At 68.8% G+C, this 15,556-nt stretch carries 13 protein-coding genes and 1 pseudogene; 10 read left to right on the forward strand and 4 right to left on the reverse strand.

The genetic code is table 11. From position 1 onward, the window contains the following. Window positions 1-83: 83 nt before the first annotated feature. The 3 genes from IEY84_RS10560 (at window position 84) to IEY84_RS10570 (ending at window position 2,876) form a co-directional block, all read left to right on the forward strand. Window positions 84-923, forward strand: coding sequence for a PadR family transcriptional regulator (locus tag IEY84_RS10560; protein WP_221208545.1), 840 nt, complete (start codon window positions 84-86; stop codon window positions 921-923). Window positions 924-1,144: 221 nt separating this feature from the next. Continuing rightward, the gene (locus tag IEY84_RS10565) at window positions 1,145-2,080 is read left to right on the forward strand and encodes a type IV toxin-antitoxin system AbiEi family antitoxin domain-containing protein (protein WP_183542829.1); all 936 of its coding nucleotides are present in this window, start codon (window positions 1,145-1,147) and stop codon (window positions 2,078-2,080) included. 151 nt (window positions 2,081-2,231) lie between these two features. Further along, a complete protein-coding gene (locus tag IEY84_RS10570) occupies window positions 2,232-2,876 on the forward strand; it encodes an SIMPL domain-containing protein (protein ID WP_183542831.1) in 645 nt (214 codons plus the stop codon). Window positions 2,877-2,884: 8 nt separating this feature from the next. On the opposite strand, the gene IEY84_RS10575 is transcribed toward IEY84_RS10570, so the two are convergent. Beyond that, on the reverse strand, window positions 2,885-4,117 hold the full coding sequence (locus IEY84_RS10575; protein ID WP_183542833.1) for a low temperature requirement protein A: 1,233 nt from the start codon (window positions 4,115-4,117) through the stop codon (window positions 2,885-2,887). Window positions 4,118-4,218: 101 nt separating this feature from the next. Next, window positions 4,219-5,382 carry an ROK family transcriptional regulator gene (locus tag IEY84_RS10580; RefSeq protein ID WP_183542835.1) on the reverse strand — a complete coding sequence of 388 codons (1,164 nt, stop codon included), beginning with the start codon at window positions 5,380-5,382 and terminating at the stop codon, window positions 4,219-4,221. Window positions 5,383-5,487: 105 nt separating this feature from the next. Between IEY84_RS10580 and edd the strand changes: the two genes are divergently transcribed. Continuing rightward, entirely contained in the window at window positions 5,488-7,368 is a 1,881-nt protein-coding gene (gene edd / locus IEY84_RS10585) for a phosphogluconate dehydratase (protein WP_183542837.1), read from the forward strand. After that, window positions 7,361-7,990 (forward strand): bifunctional 4-hydroxy-2-oxoglutarate aldolase/2-dehydro-3-deoxy-phosphogluconate aldolase, encoded by a 630-nt coding sequence (eda, locus tag IEY84_RS10590; RefSeq protein ID WP_183542839.1) that lies wholly within the window; start codon window positions 7,361-7,363, stop codon window positions 7,988-7,990. The genes edd and eda overlap by 8 nt, the downstream gene beginning before the upstream one ends. A 96-nt stretch (window positions 7,991-8,086) precedes the next feature. On the opposite strand, the gene IEY84_RS10595 is transcribed toward eda, so the two are convergent. Continuing rightward, a complete protein-coding gene (locus IEY84_RS10595; RefSeq protein WP_183542841.1) occupies window positions 8,087-9,400 on the reverse strand; it encodes an exo-beta-N-acetylmuramidase NamZ family protein in 1,314 nt (437 codons plus the stop codon). A 736-nt stretch (window positions 9,401-10,136) separates the two neighbouring features. Between IEY84_RS10595 and IEY84_RS10600 the strand changes: the two genes are divergently transcribed. Beyond that, entirely contained in the window at window positions 10,137-10,625 is a 489-nt protein-coding gene (locus IEY84_RS10600; protein ID WP_183542843.1) for a hypothetical protein, read from the forward strand. Between the two features lie 82 nt (window positions 10,626-10,707). On the opposite strand, the gene IEY84_RS10605 is transcribed toward IEY84_RS10600, so the two are convergent. Continuing rightward, entirely contained in the window at window positions 10,708-11,316 is a 609-nt protein-coding gene (locus tag IEY84_RS10605) for a YceI family protein (RefSeq protein ID WP_183542845.1), read from the reverse strand. Between the two features lie 534 nt (window positions 11,317-11,850). Here IEY84_RS10605 and IEY84_RS10610 point away from each other — a divergent pair. From IEY84_RS10610 to IEY84_RS10625, 4 genes and pseudogenes are all read left to right on the forward strand, one after another. Then, window positions 11,851-12,114 (forward strand): hypothetical protein, encoded by a 264-nt coding sequence (locus IEY84_RS10610; protein ID WP_183542848.1) that lies wholly within the window; start codon window positions 11,851-11,853, stop codon window positions 12,112-12,114. Between the two features lie 15 nt (window positions 12,115-12,129). After that, a complete protein-coding gene (gene glmS / locus IEY84_RS10615; RefSeq protein ID WP_183542850.1) occupies window positions 12,130-13,953 on the forward strand; it encodes a glutamine--fructose-6-phosphate transaminase (isomerizing) in 1,824 nt (607 codons plus the stop codon). 22 nt (window positions 13,954-13,975) lie between these two features. Next, on the forward strand, window positions 13,976-14,782 hold the full coding sequence (locus IEY84_RS10620) for an MOSC domain-containing protein (protein WP_183542853.1): 807 nt from the start codon (window positions 13,976-13,978) through the stop codon (window positions 14,780-14,782). Window positions 14,783-15,039: 257 nt separating this feature from the next. Continuing rightward, window positions 15,040-15,441: pseudogene (locus IEY84_RS10625) on the forward strand (SDR family NAD(P)-dependent oxidoreductase); the annotation flags it as partial. Window positions 15,442-15,556: the final 115 nt, after the last annotated feature.

Here is a 15,556-nt window from a genome sequence, read left to right on the forward strand (position 1 = left end):
TGCTTGAAAGCGGGCGATCAGCCACGTAAGATCACGATATATCGCGAAGGAACGCGATCTAATCTTCCGAAAGAGAGAACCCAATGACGTACAACAACAGCAACCCTTGGGGTGAGTGGATCGACCAGATGGGTCGAGAGTTCGGCAAGGGCGGCCCGCGCCGCTCCCACGGTTGGCAGGGTGGTCCCGGCTGGGGCGGCCCGGGCTGGCAGGGCGGCGGGCCGCACGGTCGCGGTCGCGGACCCGCCGGCCCGCCGCCGTGGATCGCGGCGCTGCTCGGTTTCGACAACCAGCCCCCGCAGCGGCCCGGTCCCCGGGTCCGTCGGGGCGACGTACGCTCCGCGATCATCTATGTGATGGCCGAAGCGGCCGAGCAGGCCCAGGTGATCAACGGCTACCAGGTGATCCAGCAGATCTCCGAGCGCAGCTCGGGTGAGTGGCGACCGAGCCCCGGCTCGGTCTACCCGACCATCCAGCAGCTCGAGGACGAGGGACTCGTCGAGTCCGACGACGAGCACGGTCGCCGGGCGATCCGGTTGACCGCCGCCGGCAAGGCCTACGCCGTCGAGCACAGCGACGAGCTGGCCGCCGTGTGGAAGCCGTTCGACAAGGCCGTCGACAACGCCCGCGAGCAGAGCCGCGGCGGCCGCGGGCAGGGCATGGGTGACCTGGCCGGCTTCGGCATCCTCGGCGGCGAGCTCGCCCAGGTGCTCCCGGCCGTGTGGCAGCTCGCCACCTCCGGCACCGACCCCCAGCGTCAGGCCGCCGCGGACATCCTCGCCGACACCCGACGCAAGCTCTACGGCCTCCTGGCCGCCGGCGACGACGAGGCCGTTCCTGGTGAGGGCACCGTCACCGCCCAGCAGGTCGACGAGGTCGAGGAGACCGAGGACGACGGTCCCGGCCCCGACCCGAAGGCCTGATGCCTTCGCTGGTCGAGGCCTCTTCGCGCGGGACTTCCCCACGCTGACGCAGGTTCCCCACGCTCCGGAGCGTGGGGAACCTGCTCATTTGTGGGGGACCGTCTTCATCCGTGGGGAGACTGACGGCCAGTTGCCGTCCACACCTTGTGCTCGGGATCGGGTTATCCACAGGTCTCCGATTCGGGCTTCTGTCGGAGCTGCCTCGCGCTGATGCTGATGCCATGAGGTCACTGCGCCAGATCACCAAGAAGGCCGGGTTCTTCACGCGCACCGAAGCCCTTGCCGCCGGCTGCACCATCAACGACATTCGCACTGCGGTGCGCCTCGGGGAGTGGCACCGCCTGCGCAAGGGCGCATACGTCTTCGCCGACGAATGGGCGCCCCTCGGGCACGTCTCCAGGCACTGGCTCCGTACGCGAGCGGCGGTTGGTGCGCTCGGCGCCAGCGTTGCCGTCAGCCATGCGAGCGGGGTGATCGCGCACGCCATCGACGACTGGCAGTTGGACCTGACGCGGATCCACGTGACGCGGCTCGATGGCCGCTCGGGAAGAATCATCGGCGACGTCGTGCAACACGAACGCGGCAAGGGTGACCTCGAGATCCGCAACGTCGCCGGCATCCGGGTGCTCGAGCCGCAGCGGTGCGTGCTCGAGGCGGCGGTTCACCTCGACCCCGAGGCCGCCTTCTGCCTCTTGGAGTCGGGGCTGCGTTCGAAGCAGTTCGATCGCAGCGATCTGGAGACGGCGTACGCCGCATTGCACGCTCGGCATCGGATGGGCCGACTGCAACCACTGGTCGCCACGGCGGGGGCGCAGTCGGGATCAGTGGCCGAGTCGCGCGCTTCGTGGATCTTCGACCGAGCCGGACTTCCGCGGCCGGAACAGCAGTGGGAGGTTCGGCGCGCGGACGGCAGTGTCGTAGGCGTCGTCGACTGGGTCTGGCACGAGTGGCGGCTGATCGTGGAGTTCGACGGCAAGGTGAAATACTCCGGCAAGTTCGGTCAGACCGGCACCGACGCCCTCTTCGCCGAGAAGAAGCGTGAGGACGAGATCCGTGAGCTCACCGGCTATCGCGTCCTCCGCCTGACCTGGGAGGACCTGGCAGACCCCGCCCGCATCATCGCGCGCATCCGAGCGATGTCTCGCGCCGCGAGCTGAAGCCCACTGTTGTGCGCAGTTCCCCACGCCAAAGTAGGTTCGCCACGCTCCGGACCTTGGGGAACCTACGCGATCGTGGGGAGATGTGCGGAGGAGTGGGGAGTCGCGAAGTTGGCCACCATCACCGGACACGGAGCGTACTGTGCCTGGGGTGAGCGAGATCCTGATCAACGTGCGCGGATCACACAGTGTCGAGGTGCCGCCGGAGGTCGGGGTGGTGCACGCGGAGGTGCGGTTCGCCGGGGCATCGCCTGAGGTCGTGCTGGACCGGCTACGGCACGGCGTGGCGAGGGTGCGCGAGAGGCTGGAGCAACTCGAGAGCGACGGCGCCGTCGATCGGGTCGTCATCCAGCAGGCGCGGACGTCCATCGACCGGGATGGACCCAAGGGCCGAGACTGGCTGAAGGTGGTGCATCGCGCCACGGTCTGGTTCTGGGCCGACTTCGTCGACTTCGAGGAGCTTGGCGTGTGGGTCGGCCGGAGCGCCACCGAAGAGGGCGTCCAGGTGCGCGACGTCTCCTGGCGGCTGGCGAAAGAGACTCAGCTGAACGCCGAGCGCGAAGTCCGCCAGGAGGCGGTCCGTCAGGCCAAGGTGCGCGCGCAGGACTACGCGGACGCGCTCGATCTGGGCCCGGTCTCCGTGCGCAGCATCAACGATGTCGGCTTCCACCGGGACGTCGCGTACGCCTCGATGGCCGTCGGCCCGGAGGTCGAGCTCGCGCCTGAGCTGGCCTTCGACCCCGACGACATCACGGTTTCCGCCGAGGTCGAGGCGGCGTTCGCGGTCGGCTCCTAGCCGACCGATCAGAGGCTGTCGAGGTGGTCGACCACATGGCGGTGGCCGACGGTCTCGTAGCCCACGATGGTGACGACCGGAGCCAGAGCCACGACCACGAGACACCAGGCCACCGGCACGCCGGCGATCGCCATCACGACGCTCGCGATCAGCACGGCCGCGGTGAGGCCGAGCAGGAGCAGGTGGAACGGGTCGAGCACGCGCATGAACAGGTTGTAGAGGAGGTAGAGGACCAATGCGAACGCCCCGACGGGAAGGGCCACGGACAGGACCACGCCCACCTCGCTCAGCCCGGATTCGCCCTCCAGCATGTAGGCGGCCACGTGCAGGCCGGCGCCGGTCGCCGCGATCGAGGCGAAGACCAGGATGTGCATGTAGCCCCACAGGAACGAGCGGTCGCGGCGACGCTCGAGCATGTCGGCCCACGGGATGGTGAAGTAGGTCCACCACTGGCCGAAGGTCAGGCCGATGCCGGCGGCGAGCAGCAGGACCGCGCCGAGGCTCCAGCCCAGGTCCGGCTCGTTGACGATCGCCGACATCACCGCGACGGTGCCGATCACGCCCTCACCAAGGGTGATGATCGTCAGCAGGCCGTAGCGCTCGGCGATGTGGTCGGCGTGCCAGGGAGTGCCGCCGAAGCGGCGCTCGGCCAGGAATGGCCCCGTCAGCTCGATCACCAGCGGCACCACCATCGCCGCGAACGCGACCGGCACGCTCAGCGGCAGCACTGCGATCACGCACCAGAGCACCTGCGCGATGAGGATGGTGGCGAGATAGACCCGGTGTGCGCTCCGCCGCGCCGGATCTTGGCGCCACGCGCGAAGCCACTGGCCGCACAGCGCGATCCGCATGACGACGTACCCGGCGATCACGATCTCGTTGTGGAGACGGTGGCCCTCGTGGACGCTCTCGAACATCTCCGGCAGACCGAGCGCCATGATGATCACGCCCACCATCTGCACCATCGTGAGCAGGCGGAACGCCCAGTCGTCGGTGTCGTAGGCCGAGGCCATCCAGGAGTAGTTGATCCACGCCCAGCAGATCGCGAACGAGGCGAAGCAGAACGCCGCGATCCCTGCCGCGACGTGTCCCTCCGCGAGCTGATGGGCCAGCTCGTTGCCGCTCACCCCGAAGGCCACGACGAAGGTGAGGTCGAAGAGCAGCTCCAACGGAGTCGCGCTCCGATGCGCTTCGTGCGGGTCGCGTCCGTTCATCTGGCGCAGGCGGCTGGGTGCAGTCATCCAGGTGAGGATAGATCCTCACCGCGTACGTTTCGTGGCACGAGCGCGATCCGCGCCGACGTGGCGGATCGCGCAGCCACCGCGGTCCGTCGGAAATGGGGCTACTTGGTGGTCGCGCCGAGGTGGGCGTCGAGGCTCTCGGCCGAGAGCAGATGGTTGATGACCACGGCGGCACAGCCGACCATGCCCGTGGAGTCGGCGTGGGTGGAGGGGACGAAGGTCAGGTCGCGGGTGGCCAGCGCGGTGGAGCGGGAGTAGACGGTCTCGCGTACGCCTGCGGTGTAGAGGTCGAAGGCACCGGCCATGTCGCCACCGATGACGACGACCTCGGGATTGAGCAGGTTGATCGCGATCGCCAGCACCTCGCCGAGCTGGCGTCCGGCCTCGCGCAGCAGGCCCCGGGCGATGGCATCGCCGGCGAGCGCCGCGGCGACCAGGTCGCGGATGTGACCGGCCGAGACGCCGGAGTCGACCAGGCCCTGGGTCAGCGCCCAGCCTGCTGCGACCGTCTCCAAGCAGCCGGTCGCCCCGCATCGGCAGGGGCGGTCGCCGGCCGACTCGACGCGGGTGTGCCCGATCTCGCCGACGGCACCGGCGTGCCCGCGCAGCACCCTGCCGTCGGCGATGACCGCCAGGCCGAGGCCGGTCGACGCCTTCACGACGAGCGCATCGCGCGGGTGCAGCCCGCTCCCGAACAGCTCGGCCGTGGCCAGTGCGTCGGTGTCGTTGACGAGCACCAGCGGCCCGTCGGTGAGGCGGTCGAAGTAGGGGGCGAGCGGGACGCCGTCCCAGCCCCGCATGACCGGTGAGTCGACCGAGACCAGCCGGTCGGGATCGACCACGCCGGGAAGGCTCATGCCGACGCCGAGCACCGGCGGCTCGATGCCCTCCAGCAGCCGCTCGAGCCGGTCGGCGACATCGGGCATGAGGTCGTCGGCGGCGATGCCGACCGCGTGGTCGCGCGTGTCGCCGGCGAGCTCGCGGCCGTCGAGGTCGAAGACGGCGAGCTGGCTTCGGGAGCGTCCGATCGCCACCGCCAGGACGACCCCGGCGTCGGCGTTGAAGCTCAGTGAGCCCGGAGGGCGGCCGCCGGTCGAGGCGAGCTCCTCGCCGGTGAGGATCAGTCCGGCGTCCACGAGGGCGGAGACCCGAGAGACCACGGCCGTACGCGACAGCCCGGTCGTCTTCTGCAGATCGCTGCGAGTCAGGGCGCGGCCGGAGCGCACCAGGGCGAGTACGTCGGCGGTGGTGGTGGAGTCGGGCATGGGGGAAGCGTACGCCACTTATGTCTTTTGTGTACCAAAGAATTACTTGTATCGATCCAAAGATCGTGTCATCGTGTGCGGAAGCACACAGCCTTTGGAGGACCCGTGACTGCCGTTTCCCCGACCGTCGCCGACGTCACCGCTCGACTCGTCGAACGTTCCGCTGCCACCCGGGCCGACTACCTGGCCCGCATAGCGGCCGCCCGGGCGACAGGTCCGGCCCGTGGCCGGCTCGCCTGCAGCAACCTGGCCCACGGGTTCGCGGCCTCCACCGCACCGGAGAAGGCCGAGCTCAAGATGGTCAGCCCCGCGGCGAAGCCCAACGTCGCGATCGTGACCTCCTACAACGACATGCTCTCCGCACACGCGCCGTACGAGACCTACCCGCCGCTCCTCAAGGCCGCCGTCATGCGGGCCGGCGGGCTGGCGCAGGTCGCCGGCGGCGTGCCCGCGATGTGCGACGGGATCACCCAGGGCCGCGACGGCATGCAGGTCTCCCTCTTCTCGCGCGACGTGATCGCGATGTCGGCCGGGATCGCCCTCTCGCACGACATGTTCGACGCGGCGCTGATGCTCGGCGTGTGCGACAAGATCGTCCCGGGCCTGTTGATCGGCGCCCTCTCGTTCGGCCACCTGCCGACCGTCTTCGTGCCGGCCGGTCCGATGTCCTCGGGCCTCCCCAACAATGAGAAGGCCCGAGTCCGACAGCGGTACGCAGCGGGCGAGGCGACCCGTGAGGAACTGCTCGAGGCCGAGGCCGCCAGCTACCACTCGCGCGGCACCTGCACCTTCTACGGCACCGCCAACTCCAACCAACTGCTGATGGAGGTGCTCGGCCTGCACCTGCCGAGCTCGTCGTTCGCCTCGCCGGACACCCTGCTGCGCGCCGCGCTCAACCGCGCCGCCGCCGCACGTGCCACCGAGCTGGCGCTCACCGGTGGCCCCGGCATCGGCGAGATGATCGATGAGAAGTCGATCATCAACGCCTGTGTCGCGCTGCTCGCCTCGGGTGGCTCCACCAACCACACCCTCCACCTGGTCGCCATCGCCCGCGCCGCGGGGATCCAGCTGACCTGGTCCGACATCTCCGACCTGTCCCCGGTGGTCCCGCTGCTCAGCCGGATGTACCCCAACGGCTCCGCCGACGTGAACCACTTCCACGCGGCCGGCGGTGTCAGCTTCCTGATCCGCACGCTGCTCGAGGCCGGCCTGCTCCACGAGGACGTCACCACGATCCTCGGTCTGGGGCTGTCGACCTACACCCAGGAGATGCGACTCACCCGCGACGGTGAAGTGGAGCTGGTCGAGGGTGCCCCGGTCTCCGGCGACCTCGACGTGCTGCGCCCGGCCGACGACCCGTTCTCGCCCGACGGCGGCCTGCGGATGCTGACCGGCGAGCTCGGCACGGCCGTCATCAAGACCTCGGCGGTCGCGCCGGAGCACCGGGTGGTCTCCGCGCCTGCGATGGTCTTCGACGACCAGGCCGACTTCCTCACCGCCTTCTCCGAGGGGCGACTCGACGGCCGAGACTTCGTCGCGGTGCTGCGCTACCAGGGTCCAGCGGCCAACGGGATGCCGGAGCTGCACAAGCTCACCCCGGCTCTCGGCGTGATGCAGGACCGCGGCCAGCAGGTCGCGATCGTCACCGACGGTCGGATGTCCGGGGCATCAGGGAAGGTCCCCGCGGCCATCCACCTCACTCCCGAGGCCGCGCTCGGCGGACCGCTCGCCCGGGTCCAGGACGGTGATGTGATCACTGTCGACGCCGTCGCGGGCACGCTGACGATCGCGGTCGACGCGGACGAGTTCGCGCACCGCCCGACGACCGGTCGGGCACCGCTCGACGCCGAGTGGCGAGGCACCGGCCGCGAGCTCTTCGCGGCCTTCCGGGCTACCGTCGGGTCGGCCGACACCGGCGCTTCCGTCTTCCCCTTCGCTCCCGTTCAGCAGAGCCCGTCCTCCCAGGAGACCCCCGTCCATGTCTGACCTCACCTCCACCGACCTGCTCGACCTCTCCCCGGTGATCCCGGTCGTCGTCGTCGAGACCGTCGACCAGGCGGTCCCCGTGGCCCGCGCCCTCGCCGAGGGTGGTGTGCCCCTGGTCGAGTTGACCCTGCGTACGCCGGCGGCTCTCGACGCGATCCGGGCCATCGCAGCAGAGGTGCCCGAGGTCGTGATCGGCGCCGGCACCGTGACCACTCCCGCGCTCGCGAAGGAAGCCGCCGCCGCCGGGGCCCAGTTCCTGGTCTCGCCGGGGGCCACGCCGACGCTGCTCGGCGCGATGCGCGACACCGGACTGCCGTTCCTGCCGGGCACGGCCACCGTCTCCGAGGCCATCGCTGTGCTCGAGACCGGCCACACCGCGATGAAGTTCTTCCCGGCCGAGGCCTCCGGCGGTGTGAAGTTCCTGGGGTCGCTGGCATCGGTGCTGCCCGACGTACGTTTCTGCCCCACCGGTGGCATCTCGCTCGCCACCGCCCCCAGCTACCTCAGCCTCGGCAACGTCGGCTGTGTCGGCGGCTCCTGGCTCACCCCCGCCGACGCGCTCGGTTCCGGCGACTGGGACCGCGTCACCGCGCTCGCAGCCGCCACCGCCGCGCTCCGCTGATATCGCCGAGTCGGCGCATCTGTCCCGAAAAACCACGCCGAGTCGGCGCGTTCGAACGCGCCGACTCGGCGTGGTTCTCGGTCAGAACGCGCCGGGTCAGCGGTAGAGGAGGTACTGACGGCGGGTCGCGTCGAACGCTGCCAGCTCTTCCCGCCAGGCCGCTTCGACCTCGTCGCCGGTGGCGCCGGCGTCGATCTGCGTACGCATCCTGGTCGATCCGGTGAGCTTGTCGATCCAGAACGGGCGAACCGTGTCCCACGAGTCCTGGCGCCAGGCGAACTCGGGGTAGAGCGCCTTCGCGGTGACCAGCATCTCGACACCGGAGCGGACCGGGTCGAAGCGGTCGTGGTCCTGGATGGTGACCTGCACGCCGCCGCACACCTTGCCGGCGTGCTTGTTGACCGACGGGTTGAAGTAGGCCTCCCGGAAGGTGACCCCCGGAAGCTCGGCCGCCTCCAGCGCCTCGGCCCAGCGGTGGTCGACGAACGGCGCCCCGATCAGCTCGAACGGCTTGGTGGTGCCGCGCCCCTCGGAGAGGTTGGTGCCTTCGAACATGCAGGTCCCGGGATAGGCCAGCGCCGTGTCGGAGGTGGGCATGTTGGGGCTCGGCAGGACGAAGTCCAGCCCGGTGTCGGCGAACAACGTCTTCCGCTTCCAGCCGGAGACCTGCACGATGTCGAGCTGGGCCAGGCGCCCGCCTGCGTGCTCCTCGAGGAGCTCGCCGTCGAAGTACCGGGCGAGCTCGCCGACCGACATCCCGTGCTGCTGGACGATCTCGCGCGCACCGACACCCGAGGTGTACGCCGCGGTCATCATCGGGCCGCGAGCCGTCCCGCCGACGGGGTTGGGCCGGTCGAGGACCACGAAGCGCTTGTCGGTCGCCACGGCCGCCTGCATCGCCGTCCACATCGTCCAGATGTAGGTGTAGAACCGGGCGCCGACGTCCTGGATGTCGAAGACGACGGTCTCCACGTCCGCTGCCGTGAACAGCTCTTTCATCTTCGTGACGTTCGCGCCGTACGCGTCATAGACGGTCAACCCGGTGCGCTCGTCGACGAATGTGCCCTCGGAACCCCCGGCCTGCGCGGTGCCGCGGAAGCCGTGCTCCGGACCGAAGACCCCGGCGATCTGAACCGCGCCGGACTCGTGCATCTCGTCGACGATGTTGCGCAGGTTGCGAAGTACGCCGGTGGGGTTCGTGATGATGCCCACCCGTTCGCCCGCCAGCGTCGACCAGCCATCGGCCGCCGCGCGATCGGCGCCGGTGGTGACCACTCGACCGGGGCCGACCGGCGAGGCAGGCTCGACGGAGGCACCCGCCGGGCCGGTGAGGAAGGGAGCTGCGGCGGCGCCGACCGCGGCAGCACCGAGCAGGCGGCGTCGGTCGAACCGGGGAACTTCTCTGTTCATGGGGGACTCCTGTGCCGGGTGTGAGGATCACTTGCAGGCTAGTCCTGGCCGCACGGGTTGGGAGGCGATTTGTCCAGGTCCCGTAGACCGTGGGCGCCAGACATTTGCGTCGCCCTGGAGATTCCCCGGGACATTTGCGCCGAATCGGCGTGAATTGGCGGGACATTTGCGCCGGGTCGAGTGACGGGGGCACGTCGAGTGCGGCGTCAGGCCTCGGCGCAAAGTCTCGTCAACGGGTGCCAATCAGCGGTTCTGGCGGATAGCTCGAAAGTTTTCGAGATAACTGCAACGTCGCGGCGTCGAGGTACGTAACAAGTACTGAAGGGTCTGATCCGGACCGAACTCGGGAGCGTCCATGTTGGGCAATGAGGCTGTGATGGCTCGCCATGCCGGACATACAGCTGCGCCCGAGCGCGATGGTGACGAGCAACGGATCCAGGCGAGCGGCAGGACGCCGGGGGGCGTCGTTCGAATGGATCTACCACCGGGCGTGAGGCCGGCGAGTCGTCCAAGACCGCCGATCCGCCCGGTCCGATGGGTGGGGCTGTGAGTGTGACCAGGAACGCGCTCGCTCCGCCCTGCGGGACCCCGTCCGTGTCCGCCATGATTCCCGGTGCGCTCGGGCGCCGGGTGTGGACGCTGACGGGGTCCCGCCTTCCTGCACCGTCCGAGTCCCTTCATCCGGAAGGACTCGGAATCCTGCGGCCCAGGCCGCGCACTCACTCAGGAGAACGCAATGAGCTCGAAGGTCCTCGGGGGACTTCGACGGTCGGTGGCGGTGACCCTCGTGGCTGGTGGCTTCATGGTCGCGAGTGCGGGGATCGCCTGCGCCGACTCGCACTCTGTCCAGCATGCTGACGGTCCGGTCACGTCGCTGCCCGGGTCGGAGCAGATCAAGGCTCCGGACCGCGGGCCGGTGGGTCCGGTGACGATCTCGGGAGCGGCCGCCCGGAACGACGGGGCGGTGACGGTCACGACCGATGGGACGACGGTGGTCGTCAGTGGTCGGGCGCACCTCGAGTCTCCGATCGGCGAAGCCGCCAGCCGCGGTGTCGTCCACCATGACGACACCAGGGCGCCGCTGGGTGGCGGTCGTGGTCTCGATCTAGGCGCGGACCAGGTCGGTTTCGCAGGGGGAGCGACTGGCGACGGTTCGTCTGTGGACGTCGTCGGCACAGGTCGCATCGGGGCCGAGAAGCACTACAACATCCCCGGCTCGCGCTGAGCGATGCGCGCCTGAGACGCGTCGGGGCCACCGGGAATCATCCCGGTGGCCCCGACGTGGGTCAGTCAGCTCGACCTCGAGGTCAGGAAGCGTCGTTCTTGATCGCGGAGATGTCGAACTCCAGCTTGATCTTCTCGGAGACGAGCACGCCGCCGGTCTCGAGAGCGGCGTTGAAGGAGAGCCCCCAGTCGGTGCGGTTGATCGCGACGGCGCCCTCGAAGCCGACGCGGGTGTTGCCGAACGGGTCCTTGGCGGAACCGGTCTGCTCGAAGGGGACGGTGACCGACTTGGTGGTGCCCTTGATGGTCAGGTCGCCGGTGACGTTCCAGGTCTCGCCGTCGAACTCGACCGCGGTCGACTCGAAGGTGATGTTGGGGTGCGCCTCGTTCTCGAAGAAGTCGCCCGAGAGCAGGTGACCGTCGCGGTCGGCGTTGCCGGTGTCGACGGAGGCAGCCTTGATCGTGAGCGAGACCTTGGACTTGGCCGGCTCGGCGGTGTCGATCGTCGCGGTGCCTTCGAAGTCCTTGAACGAGCCCCGGACGGTGGTCACCATCGCGTGGCGCGCCGAGAAGCCCAGACGGGTGTGGGCGACGTCGAGGGTGTAGTCACCTGAGATGTCCTCGATGGCGGCGGTCGGGGTGTCGAACTCGGTCTCGGCGGTCGCCGTGTCCTTCTTGCTGAAAATGCCCATGACGGGTGCGCTCCTGGAAGAATTGGTTGAAACTGCAATCATCATAACGGAGAGATCTCGCCCAATGTTCCCGCTCTCGTGGGCTTTCCTGACGACTGCGGAAAATTGGTTGCAGTGACAACGCTATCCCTAAACGACCGAGGCCCGCTTCCCTCTCGGGAGCGGGCCTCGTAAACGTTGAGCGGCTGTCAGGCAGCGTGACGAGTGGACGCGGGCGCACTGACTTCGACCCAGCGGGCCTCCATGTGCTTACGGCCGCGGCGGTCGACGACGGGAAGCCAACGGAGCTCGAGCTTTCCGGTCACGTTATTTCCTTTCATCAGACACCTCCTGTTCACCTTGTGTTCGCCTAAGGTACCGCACCCCCACCCGAATGTCCAAGTAGTCGGCCGGGAGGGGTGTCGTGCCCCACTGGGCTACCCGAAACAGGGCCCTGCCTGCTCGCAGTGCCCCACTTGAGCTTCAAGAGCCAGTTTCTGCCCGAAATCGGGCAGGAATTTGAACTCGATCCGAGGGTGGCCCACAGTGGAGGGCGTGAAGGCCGAGCAAGCGCTGATCGACCACCTGGTCGCCACGACGGGGCTTCCACCCACGGAGGTGGCCAGGGTGATCGAGGACGTGGTGGCGTACTTCGACGAACCGGTCGAGGCCTACGTACGCCGCCGGCATGCGCAGCTGAAGACCTATGGGGCGAAGAACGACGCGATCTTCGCGTTGCTCGCGGAGGAGCTTCGGTCGCGGGTCGTCGCCGCTCCGCGGCTGACCGAACGGCAGCTGCGACGGCTCATCTACGGATAGAACGGACAAAGACACATGTGCGGAATCGTCGGCTACATCGGACCCCAGCAGGCTGCCGGCCTGCTCACCGAGGGGCTGGCCCGGCTGGAGCACCGCGGCTATGACTCGGCCGGCGTCGCGGTGCTGGGCAGCAGGCTGCAGGTGGTGAAGAAGGCCGGCCGCGTACGCGATCTGGTCGATGCGCTGCCGAAGCGGTTCGCCGGCAAGGTCGGCATCGGCCACACCCGGTGGGCGACCCACGGTCCGGCCAACGACACCAACGCGCATCCGCACGTCTCCGCCGACGGGCGGGTGGCCGTCGTCCACAACGGGATCGTCGACAACGCAGCCTCCCTGCGGGAGCGGCTCACCGAGGCGGGTGTCGAGCTGGCCAGCGACACCGACACCGAGGTCTTCGCCCATCTCATCGGCCTGTCGACCGCGGACACTCTGGAGGCCAAGGTCGTCGACGCTCTCTCCCAGGTCGAGGGCACCTGGGGGCTCGCCGTCGTGCACGCCGACTTCCCCGACCGCATGGTCGTGGCCCGCAACGGCTCGCCGCTGATCGTCGGTGTCGGCGACGGGGAGATGTACGTCGCCTCCGACCTGGCGGCAGTCGTACGCCACACCACCACTGTCGCTCACCTCGACGACGGCGAGCTGGCGACCGTCACCGCGACCGGTTTCACGACCTTCCGCCAGGACCTGACGACGACCACCACGACGGCTCGCGAGGTCGACGTGGACCCGTCGGCGTACGAGTACGGCGAGCTCGACGGCGAGCCGCGGATGTTCACCGAGATCCACGAGCAGCCCTCGAGCGTCGAGCGGGCGCTGCGTGGCCGGCTCGACGAGCGGTTCGGCACCGCCCACCTCGGCGGCCTCAACCTCGACCCGCGCGAGCTGCGCGCCATCCGCCGGGTGAAGATCCTCGGCTGCGGGTCTGCCTACTACGTCGGCCAGATGGGCGCCGGGCTGATCGAGGAGCTGGCCCGGGTCCCGGCCGATGCCGAGGCGGCCTCGGAGTTCCGCTACCGCAACCCGATCATCGAGCCCGACACCCTCTACGTCGCCGTCTCTCAGTCCGGCGAGACGATCGACACCCTGCTCGCCGTCCAGGAGATCAAGCGCAAGGGCGGTCGAGTCCTGGGCGTGGTCAACGTCGTCGGCTCCGCGATCGCGCGGGCGGTCGACGGCGGCATCTACCTGCACGCCGGTCCCGAGATCGCGGTCGCCTCGACCAAGGCGCTCACCAACATGTACGTCGCCTTCTCGCTGCTGGCGCTCCAGCTGGGCCGCGTACGCGACCTCTCGATCGCCGACGGGAAGCGGCTCATCGCCGGCCTGCAGGCGCTGCCGACCCAGATCGAGGAGATCCTCAAGAGCGAGTCGCACCTGGAGGAGATCGCCGCGCGCCTGGCCGAGGCTGAGTCGATGTTCTTCGTCGGTCGTGTACGCGGCTACCCGGTCGCTCGCGAAGGAGCCCAGAAGCTGAAGGAGATCTCCTATCGGCACGCCGAGGCGTACCAGACCTCCGAGCTCAAGCACGGTCCGCTCGCGCTGATCTCCGAGTCGGTGCCGACCGTGGCGATCGTGCCGAAGGACGAGCTGACCGACCGCAACGTCGCGGCCCTGCACGAGATCAGCGCCCGGCGCGGGCCCCTGGTCGTCGTCACCCACCCCGACGTCGACCTCGGCGAGCTCGACGCGCTGCGCGTCGACGTACCCAAGAACGAGGTCGAGCTCGACCCGATCCTGATGACGATCCCGCTCCAGCTGATCGCCTTCCATGCGGCCAAGGCCCTCGGTCACGACGTCGACAAGCCCCGGAACCTGGCTAAATCGGTGACGGTGGAGTGACGTGGCCCCCTAGGGTTCGGCCATGCGTCTGCGTGCCATCAACATCCACCCGGTGAAGTCGACAGCGATCCGGCCGGTCAGGGAGGCGTACGTCGGGAGGGCCGGGCTGGTCGGTGACCGCGAGTGGATGATCGTCGACGGTCACGGGGAGCTGGTCTCGGCGCGGGAGATCCGCGAGCTCTTCAGCATCGTCGCCGACACCCCGGCGACGGGCGGCAGCGCCGACCTGCGGCTGAGCGCGCCCGGGCACCCGGCGATCGAGGTGGCGCTCCCGACCGAGGGCGTACGCGACATCACGATGTTCAAGCAGGTGAAGATGCGCGCCCGCCCGGCCGGGCGCGAGGCCGACGCGTGGTTGCGTCGCGTGCTCGACCGCGAGGACGTGTCGCTGGTGTGGTGCCACGACCCGTTCCAGCGGGTGCTCAAGGCCAAGGACGGTTTCAGCGTCACGGATCACGCGACCTTCCAGGACGATTCGCCGGTCTCGCTGATCACCGATGCCTCGGTCGCCGCGATCCACGGTTGGAGCCCGGAGAGGATCACCGTCGAACGGTTCCGGCCGAGCCTGGTCGTCGAGGGAGCGGAGAAGGCCTTCGCGGAGGATGGTTGGAGCGAGGTCGCCATCGGGCCGGTCCGCCTCCGGATGATCACGCCGGTGTCCCGCTGTGTCATGACCACGATCGATCCGGAGACCCTGGAGAAGGGGAAGGACCCGCTGCGTACGCTCGCAGCCCACCGCAAGTGGGACGGCAAGGTCTGGGCGGCGGTGCATCTCGTCGTCGCTCATCCCGGCGAGATCGCGGTCGGTGACGAGGTCATCGTCTCCTGAGTCCACCACCCCGAGTAGTCAGTTCCTGACGCCGAGAGGTCGACTCTCCCGTGAGATGACCGTGATGCGACGACGTGCGAATCAGAACTGGGTCAGCGTGCATTGGTGCTGGCCAGGGCGGCATTTGCCCCGCCTGTTGATGGATTTGCGGACCAGTTACTGATCGCTCTGCCGACTCGTTTCGGCGTGCGACGGTCGATGCTCTTCGCCGGCCCGCGACAATCGGCACCGTGACATCAAGGTGAGTTCTTGTAACCGGAGCGAATCGTGGGTTCGGCGCTGCCGTTGTGGAGGTCTTTGCCGCGGCCGATTGGGATGTTATCGGTGTCTCACGTGCAGGTGGGGTCGTTGGCTCTCGCGGACGGCAGGCAGTCTGGGATGTGACTGACGATGACGTTGTTGCACTGACCGAGGTGCTTCGGGATGATCCGCTGGACCTGTTGATCAACAACGCTGGAACAGGGACGCCAGGTACGCCGCTCGACGACGTGGACATCCAGGCGTTGTTGGAGGTCTGCGACGTCAACGTCGGTGGAGTCATCCGTGCGACGCGAGCGGTCCTGCCCAACCTGCGTGCCGCGACAGATCCGCTCGTCATCAACGTGAGCTCGCGTCTGGGCTCGGTTCACGACCAGCGCGCGGGCGGTGGCGTTCTATGAGCGGTCGGGGTGGCGTACGACTGCTGATCTGAAGTCGCAGATCGACTCTCGGCGGGTTGAGCGGCGGCTCGAGATGGTGGTCTGAGTCGACTCGCCGTCGGCGACGAGGTCGTCG

The organism is Nocardioides albus (assembly GCF_014648255.1).
GTDB classification, from domain to species: domain Bacteria; phylum Actinomycetota; class Actinomycetes; order Propionibacteriales; family Nocardioidaceae; genus Nocardioides; species Nocardioides albus.